Below are 16,710 nucleotides of genomic sequence, written 5' to 3' on the forward strand. Positions count from 1 at the left end.
CAGCGTCATGACGGAGCTGTCGCAGGTTTCGGTCACCGCACTCAAGGGTGTCGGTGAAGCCATGGCCGAGAAACTGGCCAAGGTCGGTCTGGAAAACCTCCAGGACGTGCTGTTCCACCTGCCGCTGCGTTATCAGGATCGCACCCGCGTGGTGCCGATCGGCGCGTTGCGGCCGGGACAGGACGCCGTGGTCGAAGGCACCGTCAGCGGCGCCGACGTGGTGATGGGCCGGCGTCGCAGCCTCGTGGTGCGTTTGCAGGACGGCACCGGCGGCTTGAGCCTGCGCTTCTACCACTTCAGCAACGCGCAGAAAGAAGGTCTCAAGCGCGGCACGCGGATTCGCTGCTACGGCGAAGCCCGCCCCGGTGCGTCGGGGCTGGAGATCTACCACCCGGAATATCGCGCCATCAACGGCGACGAGCCACCGCCGGTGGATGAAACCCTGACCCCGGTCTACCCGCTGACCGAAGGCCTGACCCAGGCGCGTCTGCGCCAGCTGTGCATGCAGACGCTGACCCTGCTCAAGCCGGCCACCCTGCCCGACTGGCTGCCGACCGAACTGGCCCGCGACTATCAACTGGCGCCGCTGGCTGACGCAATCCGCTACCTGCACAACCCGCCTGCCGATGCCGACGTCGATGAACTCGCCCTCGGTCATCACTGGGCCCAGCATCGTCTGGCTTTTGAAGAGCTGCTGACTCACCAGCTATCGCAACAACGCCTGCGCGAAAGCATGCGTTCCCTACGCGCACCGGCGATGCCGAAAGCCACGAAGCTGCCTTCGAAATACCTGGCCAACCTCGGCTTCAACCCGACCGGCGCTCAGCAGCGGGTCGGCAACGAAATCGCCTACGACCTCAGTCAGCACGAGCCGATGCTGCGGCTGATTCAGGGCGACGTTGGCGCGGGTAAAACCGTGGTCGCCGCCCTCGCCACGCTTCAAGCGCTGGAGGCGGGTTATCAGGTCGCGTTGATGGCGCCGACCGAGATCCTTGCCGAGCAGCACTTCATCACCTTCAAGCGCTGGCTCGAACCGCTGGGCATCGATGTGGCGTGGCTGGCCGGCAAGCTCAAGGGCAAGAACCGCGTCGCCGCGCTGGAGCAGATCGCCAGCGGCACGCCGATGGTGGTCGGCACTCACGCGCTGTTCCAGGACGAAGTGCAGTTCAAGAACCTCGCGCTGGTGATCATCGACGAACAACACCGCTTCGGCGTGCAGCAACGTCTGGCGCTGCGGCAGAAAGGCGTCGGCGGGCGCATGTGCCCGCATCAACTGATCATGACCGCCACGCCGATTCCGCGAACACTGGCGATGAGCGCCTACGCCGACCTCGACACCTCGATCCTCGACGAACTGCCGCCCGGCCGAACCCCGGTCAACACCGTGCTGGTCACCGACACGCGTCGCGTCGAAGTCATCGAGCGGGTGCGCAGCGCCTGCGCCGAAGGTCGTCAGGCCTACTGGGTGTGCACGCTGATCGAAGAGTCCGAAGAGCTGACCTGTCAGGCCGCCGAAACCACTTTCGAAGACCTCACCGCCGCCCTCGGCGAACTGAAGGTCGGGCTGATCCATGGCCGCATGAAACCCGCCGAGAAAGCCGCCGTCATGGCCGAATTCAAGGCCGGCAACCTGCAACTGCTGGTCGCCACCACCGTGATCGAAGTCGGCGTCGACGTGCCCAACGCCAGCCTGATGATCATCGAAAACCCCGAGCGCCTGGGCCTTGCGCAACTGCACCAGTTGCGCGGCCGCGTCGGCCGGGGCAGCGCGGTCAGCCATTGCGTGCTGCTCTACCATCCGCCGTTGTCGCAGATCGGCCGCCAGCGCCTGGGCATCATGCGCGAGACCAACGACGGTTTCGTCATCGCCGAAAAAGACCTCGAACTGCGCGGCCCCGGCGAAATGCTCGGCACCCGCCAGACCGGCCTGCTGCAATTCAAGGTCGCCGACCTGATGCGCGACGCCGATCTGCTGCCCGCCGTGCGCGATGCCGCCCAGGCCTTGCTCGAACGCTGGCCTACCCACGTCAGCCCGTTGCTCGACCGCTGGCTGCGACACGGGCAGCAATACGGCCAAGTGTGAGCACCGTCGCAGTTTCTGACAGCTCGTTCCAACCAAGCTGGTTATACTCCTGCAATTGTTTCAAAAACGGATACAGACCATGACCGAAGCTGCTCTCGCCCCCGAATCACCGCACGCTCCGTCTGTTATTCGGCTGCTGCTCAACAAGCTGGGCGTCGCCTACGAAGAAGTGCTCGACCACCACGGCCTCAATGCCTCGCGCAAAGTGCAGGCCGTGTTGCTGGACGACGCGGTCGGTGCGCTGATGGTGCTGTTTCCACAGAGCCAGTTGCTGGATCTCAACCGCCTCGCCGAGCTGACGGGCCGTCGCCTGACCGCCGTGTCCACCGAGCGCCTGGAAAAGATGCTCGGCAAACACAGCCTGAGCCTGCTGCCGGGCCTGCCGGCGCTGACCAGCTCGCCGTGCCTCTACGAAGAAGGCCTGCTGCGCGAGCCGAAGTTGCTGATCAACTCCGGCGAGCCGGGCCTGCTGCTGGAAATCGCCAGCGAAGACTTCAAGACCATGCTGACCAAGGCCAGCGCCGCCAACTTCGGCGAAGCCCTGAGCAGCATCCGCCCGAACCTCGACCGCCCGGACGATGACCGCGAGGAAATCACCCAGGCCGTGCAGGCGTTCACCGCGCGGCGCATCCAGCAGCGTCTGGAAGCTACCATCGAAATTCCGCCGCTGGCCGAAACCGCACAAAAAATCATCAAGCTGCGCGTCGACCCGAACGCCACCATCGACGACATCACCGGCGTGGTCGAAACCGACCCGGCGCTGGCTGCGCAAGTGGTGAGCTGGGCGGCGTCGCCGTACTACGCCTCGCCGGGCAAGATCCGTTCGGTGGAAGACGCGATCGTCCGCGTGCTGGGCTTCGATCTGGTGATCAACCTGGCGCTGGGCCTGGCCCTTGGCAAGACCCTGAGCCTGCCCAAGGATCACCCGCAACACACCACGCCGTACTGGCAGCAGTCGATCTACACCGCTGCCGTCATCGAGGGCCTGACCCGCGCCATGCCGCGCGCCCAGCGTCCGGAATCCGGCCTGACCTACCTCGCCGGCCTCCTGCACAACTTCGGCTACCTGCTGCTGGCCCACGTGTTCCCGCCGCACTTCTCGCTGATCTGCCGCCACCTGGAGGTCAACCCGCACCTGTGCCACAGCTATGTCGAGCAACACCTGCTGGGCATCAGCCGCGAACAGATCGGCTCCTGGCTGATGCGCTACTGGGACATGCCGGACGAACTGGCCACCGCCCTGCGCTTCCAGCACGACCCGAACTACGACGGCGCCTACGCCGAATACCCGAACCTCGTCTGCCTGGCCGTGCGCCTGCTGCGCAGTCGCGGGATCGGCTCCGGGCCGGATGAAGACATTCCGGATGCGCTGCTGGAGCGCGTTGGCCTGACTCGCGATAAGGCCAATGATGTGGTCAGCAAAGTGCTTGAGGCGGAAGTGTTGTTGCGTGAACTGGCTTCGCAGTTCAGCCAGGCTTAAAGCATTCTTCGGAACGTCAACCAGGGCCTGTTTTGATTGCAGATAGGGCCCTGGCTCCACAGATTTCGGCCACTTTGCCAGCAACGACAGCAAACAAGCGCCCTGCTATGATTTGACGGCATTCAGAGGAATTTCCGATGACCCAAACAGATGCTGTCAGCGTTGCAAGCGAAGTGCGCAAGCTTGCCAAAGACAACAAGGTTACAGCCAGTCGTGACGGCATGAGTCGTATGGCCGTGGGTATTACCCGCTTGTCTGGCGATGTCGTCGAGCTGGATGGCATCGAACAGCTGCTCGTCAATCTCAAGAGAAAAGGCGTTCTGAGCAAATCTGAAATCTTGGCGCTCCAAGGGCGCTATCTTCAAGAAAGGCGCGCACAGAAACGTAGCGCATGACTTTTGATCCGTTCGGCGACTTCGACACGGCTGGATATCTTCAAAACTCGCTGCAACTGAAAGATCCCGTTGAAGTAAAAGAGTCAGAGCATCTTTCGTTCGAATTGAGTATCGAAGAGGCGCTTGCCTATCTGGCCAAGAAAAAGCCAATCGATTACCAGACTGTACTCAAGGTTCACGAAATCCTGTTCTCCGGCTTCTATCACTGGGCAGGAAAAGACCGGAACGAGCTTGTCCCCCACCTGGCAGTCTTCAAGGGCTCTCTCGACGACCCTCGCAGCACCGCCTTCGAGCGCCCGGACTCCATCAAAATATCTGTCGACTATGCGCTCAAGCTCGCATCAGACAAAAAACGCTTCAGAGACCATCCCGGTGGAGTGATGGGCCAACTGGCTTTCGCACACCCCTTCCTGGACGGCAATGGCCGCGCGATTCTATTGGTCTTCATGGAACTCTGTTATCGAGCCGGGTTCGCCATCGACTGGTCAAGAACAAACAAAGACGACTACCTGCGGGCCCTCAGCGACGAGATCCGAGAGCCGCGCGAAAGGCATCTCGATAACTACCTCAACCCGTTCGTAATCGATATATGCAGTCGTGACGAATGGCCAGAGACCATCAGTGGCATCCGAGGCCTGGATGGCCTGGACAAGGAAGACATCACTTACGAGAACCTGGACAACCCGCAAGTCCAGCAGATCTACAAGACATACCGGGCCCAGCCCCTGGACGCCGAGCCTCCCGAGCCCGAAAGCTGAAGAGGCAGGCCCGTCCCGACAAGCTGCCTGAAAGCCCTATGACTTCGGCTTGGCCTTCCGCGGCTTCAAATACTTCATCAACCCCTGGAACCACATCACCAGCGCCGGGTTGCCCTTGAGCTGGATCGACTTGTCCTGAATCCCCTGCATGAACGCCAGCTGCTTGTTCTTCGCCTGCATCGTGGCAAACCCGAACGCCGCGTCTTTAAAGGCAATCGCAAACGCCGGCTCCGCCACCACCCCGGACTTGCTGGTAATGCGCTGATCCTTCACCACGAAATGCCGCGCCACTTTCCCGTCCAGAGTCTGTAGCTGAAACACCAGATCCTTGTCACCCAACTGCTGCTGGAACGCAGGATTTGTCCGACTGGCCTTACCCATCAACAGACCCAGCATCCACAGAAGAAAACGAAATTTCATGCGCACAGCCTCAAAAGGGAAATGAACGGCTGGGGGAGTGTAAGGGATTCGGACGGATTCGCCACTATCTAGGATTGATAGAAGACGATGTAGGTCTTTTCCTGCCAGATGACTACCAAGTCACGAATTCCAACCCCCGAACCTGATCGTTCCCACGCACCGCGTGGGAATGCATCCCGTGACGCTCCGCGTCACACCATCCCCCCGTCCTACACCTGAAGAAACACATTCCTGTAGGAGCTGCCGAAGGCTGTGGTTTCTTGTTCCTCTACCTCGCAAATCCTTGGGAAATGTCCTTCAAACTGCGGTGCTGTCCATGAACTAGGCAGGCTGGACCATCGTCGATAGCCTCTGTGTGTCACCGCAAAATCGGTGACCGGATGTGCAAGTCCGAAAACCGGGGCAAATCTTTCCAACTCCAAAAGGATTTACACCGATGATCGACCCAACCCTCACTGACGAAGAAGTTTCCCCCTACGAATTCCCAGACTCAAAGAAACTCCACGAAGCCGCCGAACGCGCCCTCGACCACCATTTCAAACCCACCACCCCACGCCCCAAACGCCTGGGCGGCCTGTTCGCCCTCTGCCCCAACGCCGACGCCGAAGCCCTCATGGCCAACGCCTCCGAAGACCTGCTCTCCATCAGCGCCTTCGCCGCCAACCTGGCCGACGACCTCGACGGCCCCCGCCGCTCGATGGCGCTGGGCCTTAGCAGAATGGCGGACGGCGTTCGATTGATGGTGGAAGGCACGCTCGATCACATTGAGTTTCGGGAGTATCAGGCCAAGCCGTAGCTGAATCGCGAGCGGAAAAAAGGGGACGTTGAGTCCCCTTTCCTGATCTTCGGCAGCAGAGATTAGCGAAAGTCCTCTGCGCTTTTTGGTCGTGTCTCTAACCCGAAATCCGTCAACCGGTGTACGTAAGCATGACCACCGGCATTACAAGACTGTCGGAATACAACTTTGTCCCCCTTGAGCACCTTCAGATAACTCACGAAGGCCTGGTTAACGAGGTAGGTATACGCACCGCTTTTGAACTTGATGATGTTCAGGTTCACGCTGCCTTCCGACGCATCTACAACAAAGAGTTTGCCCTTGGGTGGCGTAGCATTCTTCGGGTAGACCATCTCGATATTCCCCGGCACACCGTAGCGATACTGAACAGAACCGGCCGTGGGCTTGCTGTTTCCCCGCGCACAAACAGAAACCGTCTTGCCGCCCTCCAGCGGGCAGCTGAAGTAAATGTCTTCGTCATCCGAGCACAACGTTCCATCCTGCCCGCCCTTCAACGGCGCCGTCTCCTGCGAAACGCGCTCCGGCGCTTTCGCGATATCAGCACAGTTGGACAGGCAAACCAGCTTCGAAAGATCCGGATCATCGCTTTCAGTGAACAGGTAAGTCGCTGAACCATCGCGGTTGCGGGCGTGATAAACGGGAACACTGACGGCCAGCCCTTTGGCCGACACCGGCACCTTGGTATCTCCGCCCGAGACGACCCAGCCTTCGGCCTCCCCGCATAACGCCTCCAAAGCGACTTCACTGAACGAGTCTTTCGTTGGCACGGCGAACGGCTTGGCATCACCTCGGCAGTCATAGCCATGCCAGTAGGGTCCGGTGTTCATATCAATGTCGATCGAGAAAACATAAGCGCCGTCGAGCACCACCTTGCCGCTGTCGTAGGTGAAAACCAGCCAACGACGCGACTTCGCCTGGGAGTAGTTTTCTTCCTGAAGGATGTAGCGCTCGCCATCTCGATACAGCCAGAAGTCACTCATCGCCCCTGCCGGCTCCGCCGTCTCGGATAGACGCTGCCCGGAATGTGCGTCCACCAGAAAATTGTCCTTCAGCGCCAGCGCGCAGTCGCTGCCAACGTCCCTGCACGACGTGAGTGACGGGAACATCGGCCCCGCCACGGCAGAGGAAGAACACAGCAATAACGCGATCAAACCCAATCTTTTCAACTTGCCACCTGTTTCAAAGCGAGTAATCCATCACTTCTTCCAGCTGCCAGCATGGCCCACGGACAAACCGATACTCGAAGACATAATCGGTATCCGGTTTCTGCAGGATGGCGACGGCGTGATCACCCTGCTCTTCCTTGATGGTCAACGTCAGGCCCTGAGCTTCTCGCTTCGCTACATCCGGGATGATCGGGAACTTGAGCTGATCGCCGCTGAGACTGCTTTTCTGCATCTCGGGCTCGGGATCACCGGCTACGGTCGTGACCATTTTCAGCGGTTGCTGGACGAAGGCTTTCTGCACGTCTGCGCGTTCAGAGAAGTCTGAGAGGAACGTTGAAAAGTTGGGTGAGGGGCAAGCGACACTGGCCTTGTCACCATCAGTTTTGAGTGGCTTCTGACGGTTGCCCTGATCCAGTTTCGAATCCGAAATCATCCTTCCATCCAGATCCGCCAAGTACTTCTTGATGCTCGCCGCATCCTTGTAAGCACACTCGACTTCTACGCCATCTTCCCGATTGATACCGTCAAGGCAGTTCTGTAACTCAGGATCTGGCAGGTCACCCCGAAAGAACTGCAAAGCCAAGTAGTCACCGTCCTTGAAGAGCGGCAATTCCAGCACCGAATAGGAATCTCCTTCGAAATGCTCGTGCAGAACTTTGTGTTTTGTCAGGACAAACATGGACTTCCCCGCTCGCTCAGGGAATTTGCGCTCGAAGAAGAACACCGAGGCAATTTGTTCGCCTTCAACCTTCCACACATAATTCAGCGAAGGTTTCACCGCATTCAAGGGCGCGTAGAAAATCTCGGCATCAGGCACGTGCACGTCCCTGACTTGATCCTTGAGGTTGTTCTTCAAAAAGAACACCGTGATCTTTTGATCACCCAACGAAGCAACCACCGGGGGATGCAGTTCTCCGATGGTTTGTGGGTCGCTTGCCGATGCCGGCTGAGTCGACAAGCCGGCGATGATCCCGAGCACACCAAAACAACTTGAAAGCTTGTTCAATTCCGATCACTTCCCTGCTGATCAATCTTCGAAATTACGCTGATGGTTTCACGATGACTCAGGTGCGCCGCACTTCAGCTCTTTGATTTGCTCGTTCTGAATTGGAATTACACAGGTGAGGCGCTTCTCTGGCTCTTCACGAAGCTCGAACAAGCTGAGCGTCAGGTGTAAACCATCCGCAGTGAATGCATGATCCTCAAACAACGCACTGGCATAACCATCCCAAAACGATTTGCCATTAAAACTGCAAAACCGTTTTGAGGAGAGCACCCGCCAATTGCCCTTGGGCGCGAGGATCTGAACATTGAGGCAGGGGCTGCCAAACGTAGTGACATAACGAGCCACCACATCGCCGTATCGTTGCGAAGCAGAACTGGAAACCTTGGCGACATCGATCACTTCACTCGGATCATCCGGGACGACCGCATCCAGGAAGGCTGCACGCTCTAGACTCATTCTGGCGATGCACTTATTGAGCACCAAGGTATATGCCTGCGATCCGGGTTCGACATCCGTGGCATCGAGGGGGCAAGTGGTATCGCGCAACTTGATCCAGGCCCGCTGCGATTCTTTGGCCATGGCCATGTAAGCCTTTCCTTGTTCAGGCTCAGGCTTCCATCGAGATTCGAATCGCTCCATCAGTTTTTTGTAGCTGGCATTGAGCTTTGCGTCGGCACTCTTGCGGTCGGCTTCCACACACTCGTCGTATTGCCAGCTCACAGTGATGACTTTGCAAGTGTCCTCAGCGAACGCGGCTGAAGCGGACAGCAGGCCTAAGGACAACGCGATAAAGCGCACAAACATGGTCAATTTTTCATTCCCTGAATGACGGATCGCTCAACTGCGCGTTGAGGTATTTTCTGCGCCTTGCCGTCGGCACTCATTGCGTCGCGGTACTGGCTGTAATAGCGCTGCGCTTCGTCTTTGCGATCAAGGCGCCAGAGTGAGTCGGCGATGTTCAACATCAGCACTGTGCGTTTACCGACGGCCTCAACGCCGCGATAGAACTTCAGCGCCAGCTCATCTTTGCCGCCCTCGGCCAGGTAAAAGCCCAAGTCGTTATAGGCCTGAACATTTTGCGCCGGGGGGTGACACGCCATGTAAGACTCTGGACTTAAAAAGACCAGACCCCATTCGATGAACTCTGCGCGGGACTGCGCCAGTTCGTTACTTGAGACATGTTTCAGCAAGTCCTTTGGAGACCTCGTCTCCAAGGCGGGAGTGAGCACTTCGCCGTCGTCGGTAACCCATTGATTGCCCTTCCACTGGCCGACACAAAAAGTGGCCGAACGATCAGCCAGCACGCAACCGGTCTCCATTGAGATAACCGTGCAATGCTGTTGCGACACTAGCTTCTCTTCACCGTTTTCGTCCGACAACATGCCGAAAATCACAGGGTCGAGCAGCAAGGTTTTCTTGTCAGGACTGAGCATATTGGAGTGCCCATCGGCGCCAATATCGGCGCCAAAGAGCGGGAAGGTTTTGCCATTGGCGGCGAACCATGCAGTCGCCGAATCCACACCGGGCATCGTCCATTCTGTAGCCCGAAACGACACCGTGTGCCCGCTGATACCAACTATTGACGGGTCCTCGGCAAACGCGCCCATAGCGCTGCACAGACTGCCGATCATCAATACCCACTTAAGGCTGCCCATAGTCGATCCTTTTCACTGACGGACTTTCCGACTGTAACTGCCTCTTCGTCACGCCATAAGCCTTGATCAGCTCTTCCCAGGAACCCTTCGAACCAAATGAGCGCTGATTGTTATCGAAGCTGTATTGCTCCAATCGCCCCGCTGTCGAGTAATACCCGCGCCATTCAGGACAGGCACCACAACCGCCATAACCGCCTATCGAAACAAGGCTACCCTTGGTGCCTTTCACACAATCCATCGCCACGACAACGTTACTCAGCATCTTTGCTTTCTTACCGTCAGACGTGAGCTGTAAAACCTTGTCGATGTTGCGGCGCAACACTTTGCCGCCAATGTTGATCGTCTGGTCGGAGCAGACCGGGATGAGGTGGGTTTCTGCGTCATCCACCGTCACGGATCGGCACGACGACACCATCACCACTTCAACACCGCCACATTGCATGACATCGCGTTGGGTGTAGGCGTCCTTCGGAGCGGCGAAAGCTGGAAGCGAGAGCAACAGCGAAAGGCTGCTCGCAAGAAAATGGTTCATCCAATCATCCTTAATCAAACAACGGCGATCACAAATCCTTGAACGTCAGCAGCCGGAACTCGTTGTTCACAAACTCGAAGTAGCGGGTTCTGAAGCGGCTTTCCAGCTCATTACCCTGCGCGTCCTCTTCCGTATCGGCCGCAATGCCGGAAACAATGAGCAGACGGCTATCAGGCCGGTTTGACAGACTTAACGCATTGCCGTCGTATGCGTTCGGCAGTCCGCCGACAACCTCCCCCGTGCGCGCATCCAGCACTTCGCCGCAAATGGCACTGCCACCACAACCGACTCGGTACAGGATGTAGTGGCCGGCAAAGTTGACCTTGCCTTTGAGTGCCTGTGCACGATCCATATCCATCATCGGGTTGCTGTGTTCTTGCGGCACCGGTTCATGATTGATGCCGGTAAACACTGGGGTGACGGTGTAATCCTTGAAATCCGGGTCAGCGGCGAAAGCCACGGAGGTGGCAATGGCCAAGAGGCAACCGAGTAGAACTGAGCATCCTTTCACGCTGTAACTCCGTAACTGAAATCTATTCGGACTGACCTTCATAACGCTGTGTCTGTGGGTTGAACTGCCACAGATGTGGCCGGGTCATGGCTACATTTTTTTTGTAGCGAATCTGCCCGCGCTTATCCCTGATGTAGGAATAGATCTCGATGTCTTTGACGTCGCCGCCGTTCTTGGGCGGACCGTCCAGAACCTTGATCCCGGCAAAGTAATCACCACCGGTATGCTTCAAGTAACCACGGCACTGGATCAGGAAGGCGTACGTCATGTCGCCGGCCGAGCCGTGACTTGAATAGGAGAGGAAGATGAAGTCGTCTCGGCCATCGCCGTTGAGATCGCCTTGGTACACCACCTTGCCACGCTCTAGAGAAAATCCGTCATCGTAGAAGCCAGAATGTATGTCTTCGACACTTTCTCCACTGTCTTTCCATTGCGTAAGAAAAGTCTTGGTATCGCTTTTCTCGTTGCAGATATCCGACGCCATCGCTGCCATCGGCAACCAGCTCATGCATAACACCAGCAGTCGTTTCACTTCACACCCTTCGAATTCATCAATTCCAACTCCCCGTCCCGATACAACACTTCGCACCCGATCCACGCCAGATCCACCTGCGGCATCACCGCCGAAGGCTTGCGCAGTTCCCGCAACAACGTCGAACCATGCGACAACCGCCCACCCATCCGCGCAATCACCGCCCGCGCGGCCTGATAGTGCGCGTGACGCCCCGGATCGAGGGTGTCTTCCAGCAAGATGTCTTCGCCAAGAATGCCCCGCACCTGCCCCGGGTAAATCATGAATCCGGTGGCCTGTTCGGCACCTTCGCGGCCGTCCTGCCAGAAGCTGCCGTCGCGCGTGCGGATGTCCGGGTGCGGCGCAAACCAATGTTCGCGATCCGCCAGTGGCATGGCGTGATGCAGGCGGAAGAAGATGCGCATCAGGTTGTCGCGATACCACTCGCGCACTTGCAGGTAGTAACCACGCAGGCCCGGCAGGCCGGTTGAATGAGCGAGGCGAATCAGCCCTGACCATTGCGGGAACGCCTGTAATGGCAACGCGCTCGACGCGGGTCGAGGTGTGGCCGGATCGGTCTCCCACGGCAGTCGATGGGGGCTGTTTTCCAGGTTGTCGTAAGCGGTGGGCGGTCGGCCCAGCCAGTCCCCGCCGCTACTGGCCAGCGTCGTGGCGATGCACAGATTGCCCTGCACCACGAACACATAGAACCGGGTGAACCAGTCGGCCAGTTGCTGACCGTCAGCACCCTGGGCGACGAGGTCGGTCAGCTCCCGGTCGAAGCGCTGCAAGCCGTGCTCAAGGCTCAGCAAATGCCCGCGAGCGATACGTTGCATGCGCAAAAACAACGGCAGCGAACGCAACATCCGCAGCGGTCGCCACGGCAGATGCGGAGTCGCGCCGCCGACTTCGCCGGCATAGTTGCTGGCGCTGATGCCCCAGTCGCCCAAACGTGCGAGAAATAGGTCGTTATTGATGTAGGACGCACCGCCAAACACGGCCGTGAACGGCTCGTTGTCCTGCAACACCCGCGCATCCCAACGGGCCATGATCGCCGGAATGCTCGCGGCGGCCCGGCGCTGGGCGTACTCCACCAGCACGCTGGGTTGCGGCGGCAGAATCTCGGCGATGTTGGCGGCCGTCAGGTGCCGGCGCCAGCCGTAGTCGCTGATCGGCCGGTATTGCAGCAGCCACAGTTGCGTACCGTCCCAGGCCCATTCGACATCGCCCGGCACATAGTGGAACACCCGCAAGACATCCTGGAGAAAGCGCCACAGCACGTCTTCGGTCAACCCATGGGCGGCCGTGAACGTGCCACTGCGCCAGGCATCGCCGAGCCGCGAAAGTGTCGCTCGTTCCGGGCTGATCTGACCATCGGCAAGGGATTCGAGATGGCCTTCAACCCATTCGAGTTCCACCGACAGATGACGCACAAACGCGATGCCCGACACCTGCGGCGTGATGAAGCGCTGCACCACCACTTCCTCGACACCTTCGGCAGTCAGCGCGGCGATGCGCGCCGGCACGTTGGCGGCCGGCTCGCGCAGGTAGGTCGTGCTCAAACCGGCATTCGCCGAGTCGGCCTGATCTTCGCCATAACTGGAGGAACGCACCGCCCAGACCGCCTGTGGTTGGCTGGCGAGAAAGGTCGGTAGTCGCGGATCGTTGCAATCGTTGAGGGTCAGCGCCGCCGGCACCGGTTGCCGGGCCAGTTCCGCCAGACGCAAACGCCCGCCCTTGGTGTGCGCGACAAAGCCGCGTTCGCCCGACTCCAGCCACTGCGCAAACTGCGCGGGCGCGTCGATCCACGGGTAATGACCCCAACCGGGTTTGAGGCTGATGGTCAGGTCTGCGCGCGCAAGAATCGCCGACCATGCCGCCGCTTGTTCGATACCGAGCACCTTGTCCTGATCGCCCCAGACCAACTCGACCGGATCGTTGATCCACTCCAGCAATGGCAGCGCGGTGTCGGCACGGATCAGATCCCAGTGCGGCTCAAACGCACGGCAGCGCGCATAACCGGCGCCCATGCGCTGATACTGCGCGGGCGTCCAGGTCTGGTTGGAGAACTTGCGCGCGAACAGCGTGGGTTTGTTCGACAGCAGCCAATGAATGGACTTGCGGATCGGCAGCGGTGACATCAACGCCGGCAATCGGCGCTGCCACAAAAAGGCGCCCACCGGCGCCAACAGAACACTACGAGAAAAGTGCCCGGGCCGACGTTGCAGCGCGTGCAGCACCAGCAACGCGTTGACCCCGACGGCCATGATCGCGCTGCCCTTTTGCGTCATCGCCAACAAGCTCTGCGCATAAGCCGCCAGATCCTCGCAGGGCGGCTGTGGGTTGGCGCCGAAGCCCGGCAGCTCCAGCGGCACCACGTCGTAACGCTGAAAATGCGGCAGCGCGTCATCCCACCAATCGGCGGCGCTGCCGTTGCCGGCCAGCAGGTACATCAGAGGCTTGTTCATGGGCGATTCTCAGGCCAGATCGCGCAGCGCGGCGTCGAGGGTCGGATAGCGAAACGTGTAACCCGCCTCGCTCAAACGCCGCGGCACCACACGCTGACCGTCGAAAAACAGCTGAGCCATTTCCCCGGCCAACGCACGCACCGGCGCTGCAGGAATGTGGAACCACACCGGACGCTTGAGGACTTTGCCGACGTTCTCGGCGAACGCTGCCTGACTGACGGTTTCAGGCGCGACCATGTTGTAGGTGCCGCGCAAATTTTCATCGTGGAAGGATCGAGCGATCACCTGAATCACATCGTCGCGATGCACCCAGCTCATGATCTGCTGACCGTCGCCCATCCGCCCGCCGAAGCCCAAGCGGAACGGAATCAGCAACGGCAGCAGCGCACCGCCCGGACCAAACACCACGCCGAGGCGCAGCACCACCTGACGCACGCCAAACTGCGTGGCGGGTTGCGCCGAAGCCTCCCAACGCGCACAGAGTTCGGCCATGAAACCGTCACCCTTGCTGGCCTGTTCATCGAGGCTTTCGCTGGCATCACGCGCGCCGTAGAAACCGATGGCCGAGGCCTGAATCCACAACGCCGGTTTATGGCTCGTGTGCTTCAACCAGGTCATCAAGGCTTCGGTGGTATCGACCCGACTGGCGAGCAATTGCGCCTGCCGCTCGGGGCTCCAGCGTGGACCGGCGACCGGTGCGCCGGCGAGGTTGATCACCACGTCGAATGGTTCGTCGCGGTCGAGTTCGCTCAACGACCGCACACAGCGGACGCGACCGTCGAACAGGTTCGCCGCTTTCAACGGATCACGCGCTAACACGCTGACCGTGTGGCCGGCGTCGAGTAACTGATTGACCACGGCTTCACCGATAAACCCGGTGCCACCAGTGATCAGCACGCGCTTGTAGGCGCCGCCTACAAAGGGGTTGGACTTGCTCACGGGCCTTTCTGGCGGGGATTTCCGACGATCATGGCGCAACAACCAGATCAGCGGCGGCAACAGCACCAGCAGCGCAAAACCGTCGAGCCACAGATGCGACCAGACCTGTTTTTGCGCGGAAAACCACATGTCCTGCGGTGCCCATAACAGGACGCCCGCCATCAACCAGCCCCAAATTGCAGGAACTTTAAGACGGTTGCCGAGGTGCACCAACGCGAGCATGTACAGCGAATAACTTTGCAGCGTCGCGCCGAACAGTGCGAGCCACCAGACCTGCAGTTCGTGACCGGCGGCAGGGACCGCATCGGCGCCCCAGAACGCGAGTTCGAGGGTGTGCAAATAGCCGTCGAGTAATCCGGAATGACCGGCCCAGGTCAGCGTGAGACCGGCGAGCACATGCACGATTGCCGCGGCGTACAGCCAAAGCACCATCACGGGGCGAAGAGAGAAAGAGGGGGCTGGCATTCCGTGTCCTGAGCGCGTTCCTTGAGGGCGGGGAGTTTAAAGGAAAATGGGGGTTGTCAGATGCACAAGCGTTAAGCGTTTTAATGCGACGGGTTCAAGATCAGCGCGTGCGAAAGCGCATCAAACATGCCCCACGAACTTCAAATGCAGTGACTGGCTTTGATCGGCTGTGTGCCTTGCGAGCTCAAAAGCTTCAAGTGCTCCTTCGCCCGGGGGTCACCTTTGTCAGCAGCCATTTGGTAGCAAGCCAATGCGCGGGACACATCTTTTGTGCCCAGTCTTCCATCCTCGAATGTAGAAGCCAGATAATTCATCGCTTCGGTCGAATCCATCTTTACCGCCCGAATGATCTGCTCTTCCGCTTGCGCGGGATGAAGGCAAGGGCCGCCATAGTCTGTGGAATTTCCTAAGCAAAAAAACGTGGCATAGGCCAACGCGCCACTCGGTATTTTCGAAGCCGCTTTGAACAGCGCTTCAACCCTCGGGGTTTCCAACTGAGACGCCATTTGCGAAAGGCTAAGGCTTGCCGCCGACAGGCTCGCCTGTGCATCCCCTGACTCTGCGGCACACAAGTAATTTTCCAAGGACGCTTCGATCAACTCCACTGTCAGTCGGTACTGCTCAAGAAACCCTAACCCACCTAACGCTTCAGCACGTTGATAACAGAATTGCTCGGCACGGCTCATTTCTGGGTGATTTGTTGCCACCAGATACTGTTCGCTGACGGACCAATCCTCAATTCCCTCCAGCACCCAACATGCCTGACGAGAGAAATTGAAGATTTTTACATTGCTGTTGCCCGCCCGCTTATCGACCACGTTGACGTGACTGTCATCGACCTCTTCAATCTCGACTCCAGGTGTCTTGCCGGGTGTGATGGCAGCCATCAGCGGGTAGGTGAAGGAAGCTCCGTTGACGCCCGAGGTCAAAGGCTCAAAGGTACTACGGTCCTTGCCGGCAACCGGCTTCAACACAAGCGACTTGACCGTCAACGCAGTGAAACGGCGCTGTGATTCGCTGTTGGCAGAAAACGTTGTCAGGAACGCAGAGAATTCCTCCGAAGGACAAGTGCCGCTGGCCGGCGCCGTCGAAGTGCTCTCGTCGGATGCAAGAGCAGGGACGATCTTGTCCAGATACGCCGAGCGCTCGCGGCTCATTCTCGCGATGCACGAGTTAACGGCGACCACATGCGCCGGCATCCCCGTTTCGATCTCGAATGCCTCCAAAGGGCAGTTCGCATCGCGCAACTTCAACCACGCTCGCTGCGACTCTTTAACCTTCGCAGCGTACTCCGCACCCAACGCCGGATCTGTTCGATAGTCAGACTCAAGCCGCGCCATCAATTGCTTGTAGCTGAGGTTCAACTGCGTATCGGCAGCCTTCTTCGACGCCTCCGAGCAGGGCACCATTTCCAGGCTTGAGGTGACATGGCTGCAGTCATCCTGCGCGTACACCGTTGAAACAGGCAGCAGCACGGCCAGCAGGGTAAAAACAAAACGTTTCACTGTGTTCTTCCTTGAGTCAT

General features: G+C 59.1%; 16 protein-coding genes. 5 read left to right on the plus strand and 11 right to left on the minus strand.

Annotated features, from left to right (window positions below):
- Positions 1-7: 7 nt before the first annotated feature.
- From recG to AC07XZ_RS02250, 4 genes are all read left to right on the plus strand, one after another.
- Positions 8-2,083, plus strand: a complete 2,076-nt coding sequence (recG, locus tag AC07XZ_RS02235) for an ATP-dependent DNA helicase RecG (RefSeq protein ID WP_102685876.1) — start codon at positions 8-10, stop codon at positions 2,081-2,083.
- 79 nt (positions 2,084-2,162) lie between these two features.
- Complete coding sequence (locus AC07XZ_RS02240; protein WP_039765182.1) at positions 2,163-3,563, plus strand: aminoacyl-tRNA deacylase and HDOD domain-containing protein; 1,401 nt, start codon at positions 2,163-2,165, stop codon at positions 3,561-3,563.
- A gap of 137 nt (positions 3,564-3,700) precedes the next feature.
- Positions 3,701-3,958 carry a hypothetical protein gene (locus tag AC07XZ_RS02245; RefSeq protein ID WP_039765180.1) on the plus strand — a complete coding sequence of 86 codons (258 nt, stop codon included), beginning with the start codon at positions 3,701-3,703 and terminating at the stop codon, positions 3,956-3,958.
- Positions 3,955-4,716, plus strand: coding sequence for a Fic family protein (locus AC07XZ_RS02250; RefSeq protein ID WP_102685877.1), 762 nt, complete (start codon positions 3,955-3,957; stop codon positions 4,714-4,716). Before AC07XZ_RS02245 ends, AC07XZ_RS02250 begins: the two co-directional genes overlap by 4 nt.
- A 36-nt stretch (positions 4,717-4,752) precedes the next feature.
- On the opposite strand, the gene AC07XZ_RS02255 is transcribed toward AC07XZ_RS02250, so the two are convergent.
- Entirely contained in the window at positions 4,753-5,136 is a 384-nt protein-coding gene (locus AC07XZ_RS02255; RefSeq protein ID WP_039765176.1) for an SCP2 sterol-binding domain-containing protein, read from the minus strand.
- 436 nt (positions 5,137-5,572) lie between these two features.
- Here AC07XZ_RS02255 and AC07XZ_RS02260 point away from each other — a divergent pair, with 436 nt between their 5' ends.
- Positions 5,573-5,932: a DUF6124 family protein gene (locus AC07XZ_RS02260; protein ID WP_102685878.1), complete on the plus strand. Its 360-nt coding sequence runs from the start codon at positions 5,573-5,575 to the stop codon at positions 5,930-5,932.
- Between the two features lie 62 nt (positions 5,933-5,994).
- On the opposite strand, the gene AC07XZ_RS02265 is transcribed toward AC07XZ_RS02260, so the two are convergent.
- The 10 genes from AC07XZ_RS02265 to AC07XZ_RS02310 all read right to left on the minus strand — a co-directional run bounded on the left by AC07XZ_RS02265 (position 5,995) and on the right by AC07XZ_RS02310 (position 16,690).
- On the minus strand, positions 5,995-7,083 hold the full coding sequence (locus AC07XZ_RS02265; RefSeq protein WP_236192134.1) for a hypothetical protein: 1,089 nt from the start codon (positions 7,081-7,083) through the stop codon (positions 5,995-5,997).
- A gap of 28 nt (positions 7,084-7,111) precedes the next feature.
- Positions 7,112-8,104, minus strand: coding sequence for a hypothetical protein (locus tag AC07XZ_RS02270; protein ID WP_219733710.1), 993 nt, complete (start codon positions 8,102-8,104; stop codon positions 7,112-7,114).
- A gap of 48 nt (positions 8,105-8,152) precedes the next feature.
- The gene (locus AC07XZ_RS02275) at positions 8,153-8,908 is read right to left on the minus strand and encodes a lysozyme inhibitor LprI family protein (RefSeq protein WP_102685880.1); all 756 of its coding nucleotides are present in this window, start codon (positions 8,906-8,908) and stop codon (positions 8,153-8,155) included.
- Between the two features lie 2 nt (positions 8,909-8,910).
- A complete protein-coding gene (locus AC07XZ_RS02280) occupies positions 8,911-9,759 on the minus strand; it encodes a tetratricopeptide repeat protein (RefSeq protein WP_102685881.1) in 849 nt (282 codons plus the stop codon).
- A complete protein-coding gene (locus AC07XZ_RS02285) occupies positions 9,746-10,291 on the minus strand; it encodes a hypothetical protein (RefSeq protein ID WP_102685882.1) in 546 nt (181 codons plus the stop codon). Before AC07XZ_RS02285 ends, AC07XZ_RS02280 begins: the two co-directional genes overlap by 14 nt.
- A 28-nt stretch (positions 10,292-10,319) precedes the next feature.
- Positions 10,320-10,769 (minus strand): hypothetical protein, encoded by a 450-nt coding sequence (locus tag AC07XZ_RS02290; protein ID WP_219733709.1) that lies wholly within the window; start codon positions 10,767-10,769, stop codon positions 10,320-10,322.
- A gap of 55 nt (positions 10,770-10,824) precedes the next feature.
- A complete protein-coding gene (locus tag AC07XZ_RS02295; protein ID WP_085746830.1) occupies positions 10,825-11,310 on the minus strand; it encodes a hypothetical protein in 486 nt (161 codons plus the stop codon).
- Between the two features lie 20 nt (positions 11,311-11,330).
- The gene (locus AC07XZ_RS02300) at positions 11,331-13,781 is read right to left on the minus strand and encodes a PEP-utilizing enzyme (RefSeq protein ID WP_102685883.1); all 2,451 of its coding nucleotides are present in this window, start codon (positions 13,779-13,781) and stop codon (positions 11,331-11,333) included.
- 9 nt (positions 13,782-13,790) lie between these two features.
- Positions 13,791-15,185 (minus strand): TIGR01777 family oxidoreductase, encoded by a 1,395-nt coding sequence (locus AC07XZ_RS02305; protein WP_102685884.1) that lies wholly within the window; start codon positions 15,183-15,185, stop codon positions 13,791-13,793.
- A 140-nt stretch (positions 15,186-15,325) separates the two neighbouring features.
- Entirely contained in the window at positions 15,326-16,690 is a 1,365-nt protein-coding gene (locus AC07XZ_RS02310) for a lysozyme inhibitor LprI family protein (protein ID WP_102685885.1), read from the minus strand.
- Positions 16,691-16,710: the final 20 nt, after the last annotated feature.

The sequence above is a fragment of the Pseudomonas sp. GW458-11-26-14-LB4 genome (assembly GCF_059423925.1).

Bases quoted from the DNA above. Each gene is read 5' to 3' on its own strand.
- recG (WP_102685876.1), top strand. From the start codon at position 8: ATGACGGAGCTGTCGCAGGTTTCGGTCACCGCACTCAAGGGTGTCGGT.
- AC07XZ_RS02240 (WP_039765182.1), top strand. From the start codon at position 2,163: ATGACCGAAGCTGCTCTCGCCCCCGAATCACCGCACGCTCCGTCTGTT.
- AC07XZ_RS02245 (WP_039765180.1), top strand. From the start codon at position 3,701: ATGACCCAAACAGATGCTGTCAGCGTTGCAAGCGAAGTGCGCAAGCTT.
- AC07XZ_RS02250 (WP_102685877.1), top strand. From the start codon at position 3,955: ATGACTTTTGATCCGTTCGGCGACTTCGACACGGCTGGATATCTTCAA.
- AC07XZ_RS02255 (WP_039765176.1), bottom strand. From the start codon at position 5,136: ATGAAATTTCGTTTTCTTCTGTGGATGCTGGGTCTGTTGATGGGTAAG.
- AC07XZ_RS02260 (WP_102685878.1), top strand. From the start codon at position 5,573: ATGATCGACCCAACCCTCACTGACGAAGAAGTTTCCCCCTACGAATTC.
- AC07XZ_RS02275 (WP_102685880.1), bottom strand. From the start codon at position 8,908: ATGTTTGTGCGCTTTATCGCGTTGTCCTTAGGCCTGCTGTCCGCTTCA.
- AC07XZ_RS02280 (WP_102685881.1), bottom strand. From the start codon at position 9,759: ATGGGCAGCCTTAAGTGGGTATTGATGATCGGCAGTCTGTGCAGCGCT.
- AC07XZ_RS02285 (WP_102685882.1), bottom strand. From the start codon at position 10,291: ATGAACCATTTTCTTGCGAGCAGCCTTTCGCTGTTGCTCTCGCTTCCA.
- AC07XZ_RS02295 (WP_085746830.1), bottom strand. From the start codon at position 11,310: ATGAGCTGGTTGCCGATGGCAGCGATGGCGTCGGATATCTGCAACGAG.
- AC07XZ_RS02300 (WP_102685883.1), bottom strand. From the start codon at position 13,781: ATGAACAAGCCTCTGATGTACCTGCTGGCCGGCAACGGCAGCGCCGCC.
- AC07XZ_RS02305 (WP_102685884.1), bottom strand. From the start codon at position 15,185: ATGCCAGCCCCCTCTTTCTCTCTTCGCCCCGTGATGGTGCTTTGGCTG.